Here is a 15,696-nt window from a genome sequence, read left to right as displayed (position 1 = left end):
CCCGTCATGACGGAGCCGAGCGCAGCGAGGTGACGGCGTGAACGAGCGCAGCGAGCGAACCATGAGCATTACCCGTCATGACGGAGCCGAGCGCAGCGAGGTGACGGCATGACCGCCCCCGCGCAGCGCCGCGACAGCGGTCCCCGTTTCGGTCCCGGCGCGATGATGGCCGGCCCGCCGCAGGGCAAGTCGCTCAACTTCAAGCAGTCCACCCGCCGCCTGCTGAAACTGCTGGCGCCCCACCGCGCCGCCGTCTGGTCGGCCGTGGCGCTGGGCGTCATCGGCGTGGGCCTGTCGGTGATCGGCCCGCGCATCCTCGGCCACGCCACCGACGTGCTGTTCACCGGCATCATCAGCGGCGACCTGTCACCGGACGTGACCAAGGCGCAGACCGTCGACGCGGTCCGCGCCCAGGGCAACGGCACGCTCGCCGACATGCTCGCCGCGATGGACCTGGTCCCCGGGCAGGGCGTGGACTTCGACGCGCTGGGCCGGGTGCTGCTGATCGCACTCGGCGTGTACGTCGCCGCGTCGCTGTTCTCCCTGATGCAGTTCCGGATCATCACCACCGTGGTGCAGCGCGCCGTCTACGCGCTGCGCGAGCAGGTCGAGACGAAGCTGTCCCGGCTGCCGCTGAGCTACTTCGACGGCCAGCAGCGCGGCGAGGTGCTCAGCCGGGCCACCAACGACATCGACAACGTCGCGCAGACGATGCAGCAGTCGCTGAGCCAGCTGATGAACTCGGTGCTCACCATCGTCGGCGTACTCGCGATGATGTTCTGGATCTCGCCCTTGCTGGCGCTGATCGCGCTGGTCACCGTGCCGGTTTCGGTGTGGGTGACGATGCGCATCGGCAAGAGGGCGCAGCCGCAGTTCATCGCGCAGTGGGCCACCACCGGCAAGCTCAACGCCCACATCGAGGAGATGTACACCGGCCACTCGCTGGTCAAGGTGTTCGGTCGCCAGCACGAGGCGGCCGAGAAGTTCCGCGAGCACAACGAGGCGCTCTACACGGCCGGTTTCAAGGCGCAGTTCATCTCCGGCATGATCCAGCCGGCCATGTTCTTCATCGGCAACCTGAACTACGTGCTGGTCGCGGTCGTCGGCGCGCTGCGCGTGGCGTCCGGCACGCTGTCGCTGGGCGACGTGCAGGCGTTCATCCAGTACTCCCGCCAGTTCAGCCAGCCGCTGAGCCAGGTCGCGGCGATGTCCAACCTGGTGCAGTCCGGTGTCGCCTCGGCCGAGCGGGTGTTCGAGCTGCTGGATGCGCAGGAGCAGAGCCCCGAGCCGGTCCCCGCGGCCCGGGTGCAGGATCTGCGCGGCCAGGTCAGCTTCGAGCACGTGGCGTTCCGGTACACCGAGGACAAGCCGCTGATCGAGGACCTGTCACTGGTCGTCGAGCCCGGCCAGACGGTGGCCATCGTCGGCCCCACCGGCGCGGGCAAGACCACGCTGGTCAATCTGCTGATGCGCTTCTACGAGGTGACCGGCGGGCGGATCACGCTCGACGGCGTCGACATCGCCGCGATGGACCGCGAGGACCTGCGGTCCAAGACCGGCATGGTGCTGCAGGACACCTGGCTGTTCGGCGGCACCATCGCCGACAACATCGCGTACGGCGCGGACTCCCCCACCCGGGAGCGGATCATCGAGGCGGCCAAGGCCGCCCACGTGGACCGCTTCGTGCGTACGCTGCCCGACGGCTACGAGACGGTGCTCGACGAGGACGGCACCAACCTCAGCACCGGCGAGCGGCAGCTGATCACCATCGCGCGGGCGTTCCTCGCCGAGCCGAGCATCCTCATCCTGGACGAGGCGACCAGCTCCGTCGACACCCGCACCGAGGTGCTCATCCAGCGGGCGCTGAACTCGCTGCGCAGCGGGCGGACCAGCTTCGTCATCGCGCACCGGCTGTCCACCATCCGCAATGCCGACGTCATCCTGGTGATGGAGCACGGCTCGATCGTCGAGCACGGCTCGCACGACAAGCTGATCGCCTCCGGCGGCGCCTACGCGCGCCTCTACGAGGCCCAGTTCGCGGGTGCCGCGACCGAGTGACCCGCCACGGAAACGCCCCCGAGCCGATACGGCCGGGGGCGTTTTCATGCGTGAAGCAGGCGTCGCAGTGCTCACGTTCGCCGGGCGAGCAGGAAGTCCTGCGTGGAGGCTTCCTGATCCGAGCTGGGTTGGCTGCCCCGGAAGACCGTCGCGAAACCGGCGGCGGTGACCCGGTCCTCCATCTCCTGAGCCGACATCCAGTAACCGTCGTATTCGACACCGAGGCCGGCCCTGCGACCGCCGCGTCGCAGCGTGCCGTCACCGGGCTTGAAGGTGGTCACCAGGTGGCCGCCGGGCTTGACGACGCGAGCGAGTTCGCCGAACGCGGGCGCCCGGTCGGCGGGCGCGAGGAAGATCAGCGAGAACCAGCAGACCACGCCGGACAGCGAGGCGTCCTCGAAGGGCAGCTCGCGCAGGTCGGCGACGTCGAACGCGAAGTCCGGGTGGTCACGTCTGGCAATGCGGACCATCTCGGGAGACAGGTCGACCCCGTGTGGCGTCAGCCCCCGTGCCGCCAGGTACGGAGCGAGCCGGCCGGTTCCGCTGCCGACGTCCCCGACCACGCCGCCCAGTTGCGAGGCGAGGGTCAATTCGCAGAAGAGGTCGAGCACCGCCCGCTCGACGGGGGACGCCTCCAGCAGTCCGTCCAGGTTGTCCACGTACCACGCCGCGAGCGCATCGTGCGCGGCCCTCAATTCGTCGGTCTTGGCGTCCACGACCGAGACCCTAGTGGCCGCACCGTCGACAGGTGCACCCTCGAATCAACGGAGAGCCGTCTCTTGCACAGAAAGGTCTGTAATGCAAAGCTACCTGCATGACGAATCCGTGCCATCGGCGGACAGCCCTCGCGAGCTGCTGACGACCGTGGGTGAACTGACCCGCCGCGTCCGTGTCGCCCAGCGCGGCACCTGGTTCCCGCTGCTGGCCTTCGCCGTGATCACCCTGGTCGCGATCCCCGTCGAGCGGTACGCCCCCCAGCTCGGCCCGTGCCGGCCGGGCCCGGAGGAGGGCACCACCGTCTGCGTCGCCTCGGTCGCCTCCACCGCGGTGTACTGGCCGATCGCGCTGATGCTCGCCTACGCGGCCATCGCCGCCTTCTACGTCCGCCAGTCCAGGCAGCGCGGCCTGGGCACCCCCATCCGCCCCTATGTCGTCGTCGGCGTCGTCCTCGCCGTCCTGCTGGCGGGCGCGTCGCTGTGGCTGGCGTACCACCCGCTCGCGCCATTCTCCGCCGCCCCGAGCGAGTTCACCCCGACCATGCACGCCGTCTCCTTTCTGGTCTCCCCCCTCACGGTGATCGGCCTGGCGCTGCTGGTGCTGGCCTGGGTGGAACGCCACTGGGCGCTGCTGGCCTACACCGCCGTCTACCTGTCGATCGCGCTCGTACAGGGCAGTCAGGTCATCGAGTCGTCGTCGCGGTGGTTCTTCCTGCCGTACCTGCTCGTCCCGGCGGCGGTGCTGCTGCTGGGCAGTGCCGCCTTCGCCCTGTTCCGGCCGGCCGGCGAGGCGCAGCCGCGATGACCGAGCATCCCGCCAACGGCCTCGACGACGTGGTCCACCAGCGCGTCCGGTTGGGCATCATGGCCATCGCGCACCAGGCCCGCCAGGTCGAGTTCGGCTTCCTGCGTACGACCCTGCAGCTGACCGCCGGCAACCTCGGACAGCACCTGACCGTGCTGGAGAAGGCAGAGCTGATCCAGATCGAAAAGGGCTACGAGGGCAAGCGCCCGCGCACCTGGGTCACCCTCACCCCCGCCGGGCAGACCGCCCTGCGCGCGGAGATCGCCCACCTCAAACAGCTCATCCAGCAGGTCGAGCAGGCCGAGACGACCGGCGACCGCTGATCGGGCGGACACGCCCTGCCGGGTGACCCTCGGGTGCAGGCTCGCCCGGCAGGGCGTATCGCGCGAACTCCCAGGCAGCCGTGATCTCGCGGCCCTAGATCCGGCGCGCGATCGTGACGATCTCACGGCTCGTGTCGGTGACCGGGCCGCGCTGCCAGTCGCCGTACTGGGCCTCGATCCCGAAACCGGCCTCGGCCAGGAACGCCGCCAGCGTCGGCACGTCGAGAAAGCGCAGGCTGGAACGATCGACCCGGAGCACGGCGCCGTCGGACCCGCTGGTCGTCTCGACGAGGTTCACCACGTCGCCGACCTGCTCGGCCTGATGCCACACCCGCAACGTACGGCCCTGCGCGTCCACGACCTCCGACACGTTCGACGGGTTCCAGTCGTCCCACGCCCGCGCCTGCGGATGGCGCGTCTCGAACGCGAACCGGCCGCCGTCACGCAGCGCCGCCCGGATGGCGACCAGCGACGCGCGTAGGTCGTCATCACCGACGAGGAACTGGAACGCGTGACTGACCATGGTCGCCAGGTCGAACTCGCGGTCCCAGCGCGCCTCGGCGGCCACCCCGGCCACCCACTCGACGTCGGTGCGCCGACGTGCCCGGTCCAGTGCCGCAAGGTCCGGGTCGAGCCCGACCAGGCGGCCTCGATGGCCGGCCTCGCGGGCCTGGTGCAGCATGCCGCCCGTGCCGCAGCCCACGTCCAGCACCGCGTCCGCGGACATCACCAGGTCGTCATAGAACGCGTCGCTGTCGAACCTCGTCCCGTCCCAGGGGTTCAGCAGGTCATACAGGGCAGCAGCGTCGGCATCGGAGATCATCGCGACAGTATCGGCGCTTCGCCGAGCGCCGCCAACGGCATTACGCGCGGCAGGCAGGTTCGCCCGATGCGGCACCAGGCTCGTAGTCCGACGCGAGCGGCCTGATTCTCAGTCTGCTGCCGTCGTGCCGGTCCGGACGACCTCGTAACGCAGCCAGAGCAGCCCGTCGGATTCGGAGTGAATGGAAAGCAGCCGTAGCGGTGTCGGCAGCTCGCCGGGCGTCAGCTGAGCGCCGTCGAACAGGGCAGGCGTGCCCTTGCCGCCGACCAGGGCGGGAAGCATGACGACGTGCAGCTCGTCGACGAGTCCGGCACGCAGCAGGGCGCCGTTGAGTTCGCCGCCCGCGTGCGAGACGACGCAGGTGACGCCGAGCTTGTCGGCCAGGCGGCCGAGCGCGGTGGCGGGATCGACCCGATCCTGACCGACGACGAGATAAGGGATCCCCTCCTGGCGCAGGAAGGCCAGGTAGTCCGCCGGTGTCGCCATGGCCACCAGGATCAGGAGCCGGTGGTCGCCGCTGCTCTTCACGCTCCAGCGCACGCGTCCACGGCTGTCCACGACGGCGAACCACCTGGCACCGGCCACATCGTCGGGGAGGAAGTCCGTGTGCAGCTCCAGCGCCGGGTCGGCGGCGGGCAGCCCGGTCACCGGACCGGTGTCGTGGGTGACGAAGGTGCCGCTGCCTTCGAGCACTACCTGTGGCTGGTACAGCCGCTCCAGCAGCGCCGCACGCGCCTGCTCGACCGCGTGCGTGCTCGGCGGCTGCAGCGATCGCCAGACGCCGCCTGCCCCCTCGTGCAGGAGCAGCTGATCGCTGCTGAGCGTGAGACGGCCGTCCGCCGACACCACCGACGACACCACCACGCGCGGTCGTCCCGGATCAGTTTCCGTGGAATCCATTCCGGCGTTCTACCAAGACCCACCGACTCATTCGGGTGTGCCTGGGCGGGCCGCCGGCATGATCTACGACTGCCTCCGCCGGATCTCGGCGGCGCACACGCCGGGCCGCACGAACGGATACAGCTCCGTGTCGAACGCCTGCGGCGCCAGCCCGTCCACGGTGCCGCGCAGCAGCCCGAGGTGCACGCCGCACACCACGTCGGGGTGCCGCCGTGCCACGTCGAGGAACGGGCAGGCGTGCAGCTCGATCCGGGCGGCCCCGGCGTGCGGCGTGCGCACCGGATCGAAGCCGAGTTCGGCGAACAGGGCAGTGGCCCGTAGCGCGGCTTCATCGAGCGTGGCCGTCGCGCCCGCGCCCGTCGGCGCGGCGGCCGGGTCCGTAGCAGCGGGTCCCGCCCCGGCGGGGGCGGTGCGGTGCAGCCAGCGGCGGCCCGCACGCTGGGCCAGCGCGGAGCCGTCGAGGTCGTCCAGTTGACCGGCGAGCATCTCCGCGAGCAGCGCGTAGCCGCCTGCCTCGGCGGCCGGGGTCACACCGGTGTACACCGCCTGCGGGCGGCCGGGACCACTGCGGGGCACGGTGGCCTGTACCACGTAGCCGGCCTCGATCAGCACTTTCAGGTGGAAACGCACCGTATTCGGGTGCAGACCGGTGGCCTGCGCCAGCGCGACCGCGTCCTGCGGCGCGTCGGCCTGGCGCAGCACCTCCAGCACGCGCCGGCGGCTGGCCACCGCGAGTGCGCCGTAGGTCATATCGTCGGCCACGCTCCGAATATATACGATGGCGATAGTAAAAAAGGAGGAGCCCGTGCGCACCGACATCACCGACCGCGGCGACATCACCGGCGTCGTGACCGACTTCTACACCCGGGTGTACGCCGACGACCTGCTCGGCCCGATCTTCATCGACGTGGCCCGGATGGACCTCCCCGCGCACCTGCCGATCATGTGCGATTTCTGGGAAACGGTGCTGCTGCGCACGGGCAGCTACCGCCGCAACGCGCTGCAGGCGCACTTCGACCTCAACCGGCTGGTGCGGCTGGAGCAGGCCCACTTCGACCGCTGGCTGCTGCTGTGGCGGACGACCGTCGACGACCGCCACGCGGGCCCCGTCGCCGAGCTGGCGAAGACGCAGGCCGGCCGAATCGCCGGGTCGATCGGGCGGCGGCTGGCCGGGGCGACCGGCAGCGAGCACGTCACCATCGCAACCGTCAGACCGTGACCTGCATTCGAGGAACCGAGCTCCCATACTGGACGGCGTCGGCAGGAGCGGACCAGTGAGGGGAACCGGCCCATGTCAGGTTCGAAGACGATCACCGTAGGTCTGCTCGCACTGGGCCTGGCGGCCGGCGCGACCGCGTGCTCACCCGCGACGAGCGAACCACGGCCGACCGCGTACCAGGTGTCGGTGGATGTGTTCTCGGGTCGGGAGAACCCGGAAACCGCGCTGAGCGCCCCGGTCGCCGAGCGGATCTACGCGGACCTGGACAGCCGGGCCGCCGAGTTCCAGGACGTGCCCGAACCGGCCGCCCCGCTCGGCTTCCGCGGGTTCGTCGTCACGCCGGGCAGCGGTTCCCACCCCGTGCTCCGAGTCACCCAGGACGCGGTGTACGCGGTCCGCGACGGCACCCACCGGAAACTCGCCGACCCGACGGGCGCGCACTACCGCACCATCCTGGACGATGTGCGGCCGCGACTGCCCCAGGACGTCGTCGAGGTTCTTCCATGACCGCACCGGCGCAGTCGTTCCACTTGACAATGCCGCGGTGGGTTCGGTTAGCCTCGATCCAGCGCGTTCGGGTACGCGCCGAGACTCGCCGGAAGGCTCGAAGCCACCCCGCCTGACATCAGGTTGGGCGACGCTTGCCGACGCTCTCATCCGCCTGTGCGAGTCCGGGCGTGGAGGGTGCTCAGATGAAGACTCTGCCCGACGATCCCGACCTCGACCACCTGCGCCAGCAGGCCAAAGACCTGCTCGCCGGACTGCGCGACGGCAATCCGCGGGCGGCGCTCGCCGACGCGCAGGCGTCTCTGGCCGAGCAGTACGGGTTTCGCACCTGGGCCGATCTCAAGGCCGAGGTCGATCGACGGCGAGGTCAGGGCGATGTCGCCGATCCCGTGCTGGCCCGCCTGCTCGCCGCCCGGTTCGGCCTGGGCGAGGTGACCGGTCCGATGCGCTCGGTGGCCAGGGCCGACGAGATGGGCCGGCGCTGGTCGCTGGACACCGATCGCGGCAGGTGGGCGCCGCGCACCGTCGACGACGTGTTCCCCGTGACCGACGGCGAGGAGAACACCAGGTTCCAGGAGGCCGCGGCACGGGCGGGCGTGGCGTTGCCCGCCCCGGTCCGCAGCGTCTCCGGTGCCGCGGTCGAGCTGGTCGAGGGCAGCCGGTGGCGCGTCTACGAGTGGCGGCACTCCGGGCCGCCGCTGGCCGCGCCGGTCAGCGCGTCGATCACCCGCGTGGTCGGCGAGACGCTCGCCGTGATCCACGGCCTGCGCTTCCCGGCGAGCGGCGTCTGTCCGTGGAGTTCGGTACGGCTGTGGACCACGAGCTGGTCGGAACTGGCCGACCTCGTCGCCGCGAAGGGCGTCGAATGGGCTCCGGCGCTGGCCGCGGCGGTGCCCGTGCTGTCCGGGTTGGCGGCCGTCGGGCAGGGCGCGACGGTGCCGGAGCCGGTGCAGTGCCACAACAACGTCAACCCGGGCAACGTACGGCTCGGCGCCGGCGGGAGCCTCATCCTCACCGGCTGGGAGCACGCCGCCGGGCTGCCACCCGCTTGGGAGTTGTGCGCGGCGCTGGCCTCCTGGGCGGTCGACCCCAACGGCGGCGTCAACGCCGCCGGCGCCCGTGCCCTGCTGGCCGGCTATCGCGAGCGGGCCGGTGCGCTGCCGCCGCTGAGCGTCGACACGTTCCGCGGCGCGGCGACGGGCCTGCTGAACTACGTGGCCGGGCAGCTCGACGTGGCGCTGAGCGCGCACGGTGAGCAGGACGAACGGTACGCGGACCGCAACATGCGGCACCTGCTGACCCACCTGCCGTCCCGGGCGACGTACGAGCAGGTCCTCGACGCTGCCCTGGCCAGGGCCTGAGGTACCCCGTTGTTGGGAAGGGCACCTTCTACATCGGAAACCGATAAGAAGGTGCCCTTCCTTTGTCAGGAGCCGAGGCGGCGGTAGCGGTGGACCGATAGGGGTAGGAAGATCGCGGTGAGCAGGAGCGGCCAGAGCACGGCCAGCAGCATGGCGTGGTCGGGGATCAGGCCGGGGTTGCCGAACAGCTCGCGGGACGCGGCGGCGGTCGCCGACAGCGGGTTCCACTGCGCGATCGTGCCGAGCCAGGTCGGCATGGTCGCCGGGTCGACGAAGACACCGGACAGGAAACCCACCGGCCAGACCAGGATCTGCACCATGGTCACCGACTCGGGACCCTTCACGACCAGGCCGAGGAAGATGCCGACCCACAGCAGCGCGAAACGCAGCAGCAGGAGCAGCCCGAACGCCGCGAGCGCACGGCCCAGGCCCTCCTGCCAGCGCCAGCCCAGCGCCGCGGCCGCACCGACGAGCACGACCAGGCCGACCGCCGAGTTCATCAGGTCGGCCAGGCAGCGCCCCAGCACCACCGACGCCGAATGGATCGGCAGCGACCGGAAGCGGTCGGTGACGCCCTTGGCCGCGTCGGAGGACACCGCGGTCATCGTCGCCTCCACGCCGAAGAACATGGCGAGGGCGAACATGCCCGGCATCAGGTAGTCGAAGTAGTCGTCACCGATCGCCCCGCCGAACAGCCCGCCGAACATCAGCGCCACCATCACGGTGAACAGCCAGTTGATGATCACTCCGGCGGGCTGCTGCCGCCAGTGGGTCAGTTCCCGGCGCGCGAGCACCCACGTCTCGCCCAGCACGGCCGTCACGCCGCCACCTCCTGCTTGTCGCCCTGCTTGCGGTGAAGGTCGAGGAACACCTCGTCGAGCGTGGGCCGGCGCAGGTTGACTTCGACCGGCTCGACTCCGTCGGCGGCCAGCGCCGTGCTGATGGCGATCAGCGCCTTGGTGCGCTGCCGCACCGGCACGCTGATCCGGTGCTCCTCGGTGCGCGGCTCGCCGTCGGCGTGCGCCGCCACCGTGGGCAGCGCCAGCCTTGCCTGGTCCGCGTCGGCGAACGCCAGGTCGATCCAGTCGTCGCCGATGGTGGCCTTGAGCTCGTCGGGGGTGCCCTCGCTGACCACGCGGCCGTGCCACAGCATGGCGATCCGGTTCGCCAGCTGGTCGGCCTCCTCCAGGTACTGCGTGGTCAGCAGGATGGTGGTGCCGCCCGCGACCAGCTCGCGCAGCGCGGACCAGACCTCCTGGCGGCCCTGCGGGTCCAGCCCGGTGGTCGGCTCGTCCACGAACAGCACCTCGGGCGAGACGATCAGGCTTGCCGCGAGGTCGAGCCGCCGGCGCATGCCGCCGGAGTACTTCGCGACCGGCTTGCCGCCGGCCTCGGCGAGGCCGAACCGCTGCAGCAGCTCGTCGGCTCGGGTCGCGGCGCGGGTCCGGCCGAGGTGGTTCAGGCGGCCGAACAGCACCAGGTTCTGCCGGCCGCTGAGGATCTCGTCGACCGCGGCGTACTGCCCGACCAGGCCGATGCGCTGCCGCACCTGGGCGGCCTGGGTGCTCACGTCGTGCCCGGCCACGACCGCGCGCCCCGCGTCCAGGCGCATCAGCGTCGCCAGGATGCGCACGGCCGTGGTCTTGCCGGCCCCGTTCGGGCCGAGCAGGCCGTACACCGTGCCCCTGGGCACTTCCAGGTCGAATCCGTCGAGTGCCGGGGTCTGCGCTCCTCGATAGGTCTTGCGGATCCCGTCCGCCGATATCGCCGGCTCTGCCATGTGCAGGCTCCTCCCACTCGTCGCGTACACCGTACCGTACGCCGTACGCGATTGTCGAGCGCGCGGAATTCGCCCGGATGACGCACGCTGTGCCGCATGGGCTTCTTCACCTTCATCGTGGTCGCACTCCTGTCACTGGCCGCCTGGACGGCGCTGTGGCAGGTGCCGGAGGACGAGGTATGGATCGTGGAGCGCCACCGGCGCTTTCATCGCGCGCTGGCGGCGGGCCGACGCCTGGCGGTGCCCCTGTTCGACCGGGTCAAAGCCAAGGTCGACCTCACCCCGCAGATGCTGTTGTGGCCGCCGGCGCCACCGGAGGGCAGCAACGAGCAACCGGCGGCCGACGCGTTCGACGCGCAGGACGGCGGCGCGGTCGAGGTCAGGCTGCGCATCCTGTGGCGGGTCATCGATCCGGTCGGCGCCGCATATCAGCCGCGCGGCCCACGCGGGGCCATCGACGACCTGGCCGCGGCCACGCTGCGCCGGCTGATCGGGGCCATGACCCAGGAGACCGCGATGACCAGCCGGTCGGCGTTCGACCAGGCGCTGTCGGCGGCCATCACCGAGCAGGCAGGTCGCTGGGCCGAGGTCGGCAGCGTGCGGATCAGCGAGGTGCTGGCCCGCCCGGCGCGGACCTGACCGGCCCGCCGCCCGGCTGCAGCAGGTCACGGCACAACGGCACGTCCGAGGTCTTGACGTCGGGCACGAAGATCAGCGCGGCGAGCGGCCGGCGCAGCACCCCTGCCCTCCGCTCGCTGCACATCCGCCGGGCGGTGATCTGATCGGACTTCAACTGCTGCGGGCCGCCGCCGTCGCGGTACAGCACGGTCTCCAGGTCCTCGTTCTGTCCGAGGAGGTAGGCGACCTTCGTCGTACCGTCCACGGTCAGCGCGGTCGCGGGCAGCCACATGCCCTGCAGGGTGACCATGCCGGCGAGCACCACGCCCAGGGTCAGCGTCAGCCCGTCCACCCACCGGTTCGGCACCCGCCCACCGAGCAGCGGGCTGGGCGGGCGGTCGCCCTGGCGCGGCGGGGCCGGTCGCCCGCGCCGCCACAGCAGCATCACGGCCAGCAGCCCCGCGGCGGCCAGGAGCAGGAGCAGCAGGTACACCGGTGCGGTGAGCAGGCCGACGACCAGGAACATCAGCGCCACCGGCGGCGGCAGGCTGGCCAGCACCGTGGGCTGGAACACCGCGCCGCGGACCGCGGCCCGCCGCTCGGACAGGGCGAGGTAGGCCGCGAGGATGAGGATCAGCGGCAGGAACGGGACGTAGCTGCCGATCAGCAGCGCCTGCATGCTGGTGTGCTGGGCGAGCGCCTTGAGCGTCGCGTCGTCGCCGTCGGACAGCACGAACAGCCGCACCCCGGCCAGGATCGCCGGGAACGCGGCGGACACCAGGCCCAGGTAGAAGCCGTGCCGCTCACCGGCCTCGACCGCGGGCAGCGGCGCGGCCGGGCTGCTCTGCTGCTCCGTCACGTACGCATTGTTCCATCCGCATTCGACGATGCGCGGTCCGGTCCGAGCACACCATGACGGCCACGGGCGCGCCGAGCACCTGCCACGGCCGGACCCGCGGCAGGGCGCGCCGGCGGCTCGGGTCAGCCTCAGGGTCGAGACCAGGGTTGACACCTGATCTGCCGATCGCGGCAGGGGTCTAGGTTGGCGGCGTGGCCCTCATCGCGACCCAGTCGCTGACCAAGACATATCCGGGCGGGGTGACCGCCCTGTCCGACCTGACCCTGTCTGTCGAGCCCGGCATCATCGGCCTGGTCGGCGCCAACGGCGCCGGCAAGTCCACGATGATAAAAACCCTGCTCGGGCTGCTGTCGCCGACCAGCGGCCGGGCGGAGGTGCTCGGCCTCGACCCGACCACCGCCGGTGAGCAGGTGCGCGCCCGCGTCGGCTACATGCCCGAGCACGACTGCCTGCCGCCGGACATGATCGCCGCGGAGTTCGTGACGCACATGGGCCGGATGACCGGCCTGCCGCGCACCGTCGCCCGCGAGCGCGCCTCCGAGGCGCTGCGCCACGTCGGGCTGTACGAGGAGCGCTACCGCCAGATCGGCGGCTACTCCACCGGCATGAAGCAGCGGGTGAAGCTGGCCCAGGCACTGGTGCACGACCCGGACCTGCTGCTGCTCGACGAGCCCACCAACGGTCTGGACCCGGCCGGGCGCGACGCGATGCTGACGCTGATCCACCGCATCGGCACCGAGTTCGGCATCTCCGTGGTGGTCTGCTCGCACCTGCTCGGTGAGATCGAGCGGATCTGTGACTCGCTGATCGCGATCGAGGGCGGCTGCCTGCTGCGCGCCGACCGGATCGACGCGATGACCACCGGCACCGAGGTGCTGGCCATCGAGGTCGCCGAGGGCACCGCGGAGCTGTCGGCGGCGCTGGCGCAGCGGGGGCTGGCCGCAACCGCGGAGGGCCGGATGCTGCTGGTGCCGCTGACCGAAGAGGCCACCTACGACCTGGTCCTGCGTACCGTCGCCGAGTTGGACCTGCCGCTGCACCGCCTCGACCAGCGCCGCCACCGGGTGGCCGAGCTGTTCTCCACCGCCACCCCGACCCCGTCCCTGGAGGTGAGCCATGTCTGAGCAGAGCGTCATCCACGACATCGGCTACCAGCGCTACACCGGCCCCCGGCTGGGCCGCGGTTATGCCGCCCGCTCGCTGTTCGAACATGGCCTGCGCGTCGCGTTCGGGCTGGGCCGCAGCGCCAAGGCCAAGATCTTCCCGTGGATCGTGATCGGCCTGGTGATGGCCCTGGCCGTGGTCGTCGTCGCGGTCAAGGCGCAGTCGGGCGAGATGATTCTGACCTACCAGGAGCTGCCGGGCGCGGCGAGCGTGGTGGTGATGGTGTTCCTGGCCGTGGTCGCGCCCGAGCTGGTCTCCCGCGACCTGCGCAACCAGACCCTGCCGCTGTACTTCTCCCGGCCGATCCGGCGCTCGGACTACGCGCTGGCCAAGCTGGCCGCGATGGCCACGGCGGTGTGGCTGCTGATGGCCGCTCCGCAGGCCGTGATGTTCCTGGGCTCGGCGTTCACCGCCGACGGCGCCTCTGGCGTGGGGGCCGAGGCCCGCGGCATGCTCGGCGGCTGGGTCGTCGCCACGTGCTACACGCTGGTCTTCAGCAGCCTCGCGCTGCTGATCGCCTCGATCGCCAGCCGACGCGCCTTCGCGGCGGGCGCGATCGTGGTCGTCTTCATGGTCACCACGCCGGTCGTCGCGCTGATGGATGAGCTGGGCAAGGGCGGCACGGCCTCCCAGATCGCGGCGCTGTTCAGCCCGTTGACGCTGCCCGAGGGCGTGCGCGAGTGGCTGTACGGCACCTCGTCGACCGACGTGGGCCCGTTCGGTCCGGTGTACGGCCTGGTGATGTTGCTGCTCGTGGCCGGCTGCGCTTCGCTGCTCGTGCTGCGCTACCGGAAGGTGTCCCTGTGAGCGCGAGGAGCGCAACGAAGTGGAGCACCGCAAGCCGCGAACGAAAGGCAGCCCTGTGAGCGACCTCGACCTGCGTGGGGTGTCCCGCTGGTACGGCAACGTCGTCGCCGTCAACGACGTGACGATGACCCTCGGGCCGGGCGTGACCGGCCTGCTCGGCCCGAACGGCGCCGGCAAGACCACCCTGCTGCACATGATGGCGGGCTTCCTCGCCCCGTCGCGCGGGCAGGTGCTGATCGACGGGGACGCCACCTGGCGCAACCCGGCGATCTACCGCAAGCTCGGCCTGGTCAACGAGCGCGAGTCGGTGTACGGCTTCCTGTCCGGCAAGGAGTTCGTCCGGGCCAGCGCGAAGCTGCACGGGCTGCCCGACGCCGACGCGGCGACCCGGCGCGCGATCGAGCTGGTCGAGATGACCGATGCGCAGGACCGCCGGATGGACACGTACTCCAAGGGCATGCGCCAGCGGATGCGGGTGGCCGCGGCGCTGGTGCACGACCCGGCGGTACTGCTGCTGGACGAGCCGTTCAACGGCATGGACCCGCGGCAGCGCATGCACATGATGGACCTGCTGCACCGGCTCGGCGCGCAGGGCCGCACGGTGCTGTTCAGCTCGCACATCCTGGAGGAGGTCGAGCAGGTCTCCGGCACCGTGCAGGTGATCGTCGCGGGCCGGCTGGCCGCCTCGGGCGACTACCGCACCATCCGCCGCCTGATGACGCACCGCCCGCACGTGTTCGCGATCCGCTCCAGCGACGACCGGCGGCTCGCGGTCGCGCTGATGGCCTCGGACTCGGTGGCAGGCGTGACGCTGGGCAAGGACGGCCTGACCGTGCACGCCGGCGACTACGGCACGTTCACCCGGGCGCTGCCGCGCATCGCCCTGGACGAAGGTGTGCGGGTGCGCCAGCTCATCCCCTCGGACGAGTCGCTGGAAAGCGTCTTCGCCTACCTGGTCTCGGCATAGGGAGCACCGCGATGAACATGACCATTGCCTGGATCACCGCCCGCGGCCTGCTCGGCCGCCGCCGGTCCTGGCTGCTGCTGCCCATGCCGGTCATCCTGATCGGGCTGACCGCCGTCGGCATCGCTTTCGACGCGCCGACCATCGACCTGGCCGATGGGGTCCTGGTCGGGCTGGGTGTCGCCACGGTCCTGCCGCTGGTGTCGCTGATCGTCGGCACCGGCGTGCTCGGCTCGGAGATCGACGACGGCACCGTGGTGCACATCCTCACCAAGCCCATCCCGCGCAGCCGGATCATCCTCGCCAAGCTGGCCGTGGCGTCGGTGGTCAGCGCCGTGGCCACCGGCGTACCGATGTTCGTCGCGGGCACCATGGTGGACGGGACGAGACTCGGCCTCGGGCTCGCGCTGGCGTGCGTGGCGGGCGCGATCGCGTACAGCGCGCTGTTCCTGGCGCTGAGCGTGGTGACCCGGCGGCCGGTGCTGGTGGGTCTGCTCTACGTGGTGATCTGGGAGGGCCTGGTGAGCAACCTGGTGGCCGGCACCCGCACCATCTCGGTGCAGCACTACGTCATCCAGTTCGCCGCCGAGCTGTCCGGGACGACGCTGTTCGGGACGACGGTCTCGACCGGGGTCGCGGCGGTGATGGCAGTGCTCATCACGGCGGTCGGCACCTGGCTGGCCACGCAGCGGCTGCGCTCGTTCTCGGTCGCGGGCGAGACCAGCTGACGATCGACGCAAAGACGCAGGCCGACCTGGCGAGCTCGCCAGGTCGGCCTGCGTCTTTCCAGGA

18 protein-coding genes are annotated in these 15,696 nt (G+C 71.1%); 11 read left to right on the top strand and 7 right to left on the bottom strand.

Annotation, left to right across the window (positions count from 1 at the left end; translation table 11 throughout):
• The first annotated feature begins 108 nt into the window (after positions 1-108).
• Entirely contained in the window at positions 109-2,058 is a 1,950-nt protein-coding gene (locus tag FLL47_RS05065; protein WP_222105962.1) for an ABC transporter ATP-binding protein, read from the top strand.
• Positions 2,059-2,129: 71 nt separating this feature from the next.
• Here the strand turns inward: FLL47_RS05065 and FLL47_RS05060 are convergent, their stop codons facing one another.
• Entirely contained in the window at positions 2,130-2,774 is a 645-nt protein-coding gene (locus tag FLL47_RS05060; protein WP_144119233.1) for a class I SAM-dependent methyltransferase, read from the bottom strand.
• Positions 2,775-2,856: 82 nt separating this feature from the next.
• On the opposite strand from FLL47_RS05060, the gene FLL47_RS05055 reads away from it, so the two are divergent.
• Positions 2,857-3,579 carry a hypothetical protein gene (locus FLL47_RS05055; protein WP_144119232.1) on the top strand — a complete coding sequence of 241 codons (723 nt, stop codon included), beginning with the start codon at positions 2,857-2,859 and terminating at the stop codon, positions 3,577-3,579.
• Positions 3,576-3,902, top strand: coding sequence for a winged helix-turn-helix domain-containing protein (locus FLL47_RS05050; protein ID WP_144119231.1), 327 nt, complete (start codon positions 3,576-3,578; stop codon positions 3,900-3,902). Before FLL47_RS05055 ends, FLL47_RS05050 begins: the two co-directional genes overlap by 4 nt.
• A gap of 94 nt (positions 3,903-3,996) precedes the next feature.
• Here FLL47_RS05050 and FLL47_RS05045 read toward each other — a convergent pair whose 3' ends face one another.
• The 3 genes from FLL47_RS05045 to FLL47_RS05035 form a co-directional block, all read right to left on the bottom strand.
• The gene (locus FLL47_RS05045) at positions 3,997-4,725 is read right to left on the bottom strand and encodes a class I SAM-dependent methyltransferase (protein ID WP_144119230.1); all 729 of its coding nucleotides are present in this window, start codon (positions 4,723-4,725) and stop codon (positions 3,997-3,999) included.
• Positions 4,726-4,833: 108 nt separating this feature from the next.
• Positions 4,834-5,625, bottom strand: a complete 792-nt coding sequence (locus FLL47_RS05040; protein WP_144119229.1) for a RibD family protein — start codon at positions 5,623-5,625, stop codon at positions 4,834-4,836.
• Positions 5,626-5,688: 63 nt separating this feature from the next.
• Positions 5,689-6,387: a helix-turn-helix transcriptional regulator gene (locus FLL47_RS05035; protein ID WP_186315563.1), complete on the bottom strand. Its 699-nt coding sequence runs from the start codon at positions 6,385-6,387 to the stop codon at positions 5,689-5,691.
• A 43-nt stretch (positions 6,388-6,430) separates the two neighbouring features.
• On the opposite strand from FLL47_RS05035, the gene FLL47_RS05030 reads away from it, so the two are divergent.
• The 3 genes from FLL47_RS05030 (at position 6,431) to FLL47_RS05020 (ending at position 8,712) form a co-directional block, all read left to right on the top strand.
• Positions 6,431-6,844, top strand: a complete 414-nt coding sequence (locus FLL47_RS05030) for a group III truncated hemoglobin (protein WP_222105961.1) — start codon at positions 6,431-6,433, stop codon at positions 6,842-6,844.
• 72 nt (positions 6,845-6,916) lie between these two features.
• On the top strand, positions 6,917-7,351 hold the full coding sequence (locus tag FLL47_RS05025) for a hypothetical protein (RefSeq protein ID WP_144119226.1): 435 nt from the start codon (positions 6,917-6,919) through the stop codon (positions 7,349-7,351).
• 185 nt (positions 7,352-7,536) lie between these two features.
• On the top strand, positions 7,537-8,712 hold the full coding sequence (locus FLL47_RS05020; RefSeq protein WP_144119225.1) for an aminoglycoside phosphotransferase/kinase family protein: 1,176 nt from the start codon (positions 7,537-7,539) through the stop codon (positions 8,710-8,712).
• Between the two features lie 65 nt (positions 8,713-8,777).
• On the opposite strand, the gene FLL47_RS05015 is transcribed toward FLL47_RS05020, so the two are convergent.
• Together FLL47_RS05015 and FLL47_RS05010 are read right to left on the bottom strand one after the other, a co-directional pair.
• Positions 8,778-9,533 carry an ABC transporter permease gene (locus tag FLL47_RS05015; RefSeq protein ID WP_144119224.1) on the bottom strand — a complete coding sequence of 252 codons (756 nt, stop codon included), beginning with the start codon at positions 9,531-9,533 and terminating at the stop codon, positions 8,778-8,780.
• On the bottom strand, positions 9,530-10,492 hold the full coding sequence (locus tag FLL47_RS05010; RefSeq protein WP_144119223.1) for an ATP-binding cassette domain-containing protein: 963 nt from the start codon (positions 10,490-10,492) through the stop codon (positions 9,530-9,532). Before FLL47_RS05010 ends, FLL47_RS05015 begins: the two co-directional genes overlap by 4 nt.
• A 96-nt stretch (positions 10,493-10,588) precedes the next feature.
• On the opposite strand from FLL47_RS05010, the gene FLL47_RS05005 reads away from it, so the two are divergent.
• Positions 10,589-11,131: an SPFH domain-containing protein gene (locus FLL47_RS05005; RefSeq protein ID WP_144119222.1), complete on the top strand. Its 543-nt coding sequence runs from the start codon at positions 10,589-10,591 to the stop codon at positions 11,129-11,131.
• Here FLL47_RS05005 and FLL47_RS05000 read toward each other — a convergent pair.
• Positions 11,097-11,969: a hypothetical protein gene (locus FLL47_RS05000; RefSeq protein ID WP_144119221.1), complete on the bottom strand. Its 873-nt coding sequence runs from the start codon at positions 11,967-11,969 to the stop codon at positions 11,097-11,099. The two genes, FLL47_RS05005 and FLL47_RS05000, sit on opposite strands and share 35 nt — an antisense overlap.
• Positions 11,970-12,160: 191 nt before the next feature.
• Here FLL47_RS05000 and FLL47_RS04995 point away from each other — a divergent pair, with 191 nt between their 5' ends.
• From FLL47_RS04995 to FLL47_RS04980, 4 genes are read left to right on the top strand one after another with little or no spacing between them, the layout of a single operon-like run.
• The gene (locus tag FLL47_RS04995) at positions 12,161-13,093 is read left to right on the top strand and encodes an ABC transporter ATP-binding protein (RefSeq protein ID WP_144119220.1); all 933 of its coding nucleotides are present in this window, start codon (positions 12,161-12,163) and stop codon (positions 13,091-13,093) included.
• Positions 13,086-13,940 (top strand): ABC transporter permease, encoded by an 855-nt coding sequence (locus FLL47_RS04990; protein ID WP_144119219.1) that lies wholly within the window; start codon positions 13,086-13,088, stop codon positions 13,938-13,940. Before FLL47_RS04995 ends, FLL47_RS04990 begins: the two co-directional genes overlap by 8 nt.
• Before the next feature lie 55 nt (positions 13,941-13,995).
• Positions 13,996-14,907, top strand: a complete 912-nt coding sequence (locus tag FLL47_RS04985) for an ABC transporter ATP-binding protein (RefSeq protein WP_186315562.1) — start codon at positions 13,996-13,998, stop codon at positions 14,905-14,907.
• A gap of 11 nt (positions 14,908-14,918) precedes the next feature.
• The gene (locus tag FLL47_RS04980; protein WP_144119217.1) at positions 14,919-15,632 is read left to right on the top strand and encodes an ABC transporter permease; all 714 of its coding nucleotides are present in this window, start codon (positions 14,919-14,921) and stop codon (positions 15,630-15,632) included.
• Positions 15,633-15,696: the final 64 nt, after the last annotated feature.

The sequence above is a fragment of the Catellatospora sichuanensis genome (genome assembly GCF_007483665.1).
In the GTDB taxonomy this organism is placed as follows: domain Bacteria; phylum Actinomycetota; class Actinomycetes; order Mycobacteriales; family Micromonosporaceae; genus Catellatospora; species Catellatospora sichuanensis.
The sequence above is the reverse complement of the archived record's forward strand: the minus strand, read 5'-3'. Positions and strand labels throughout refer to the sequence as shown.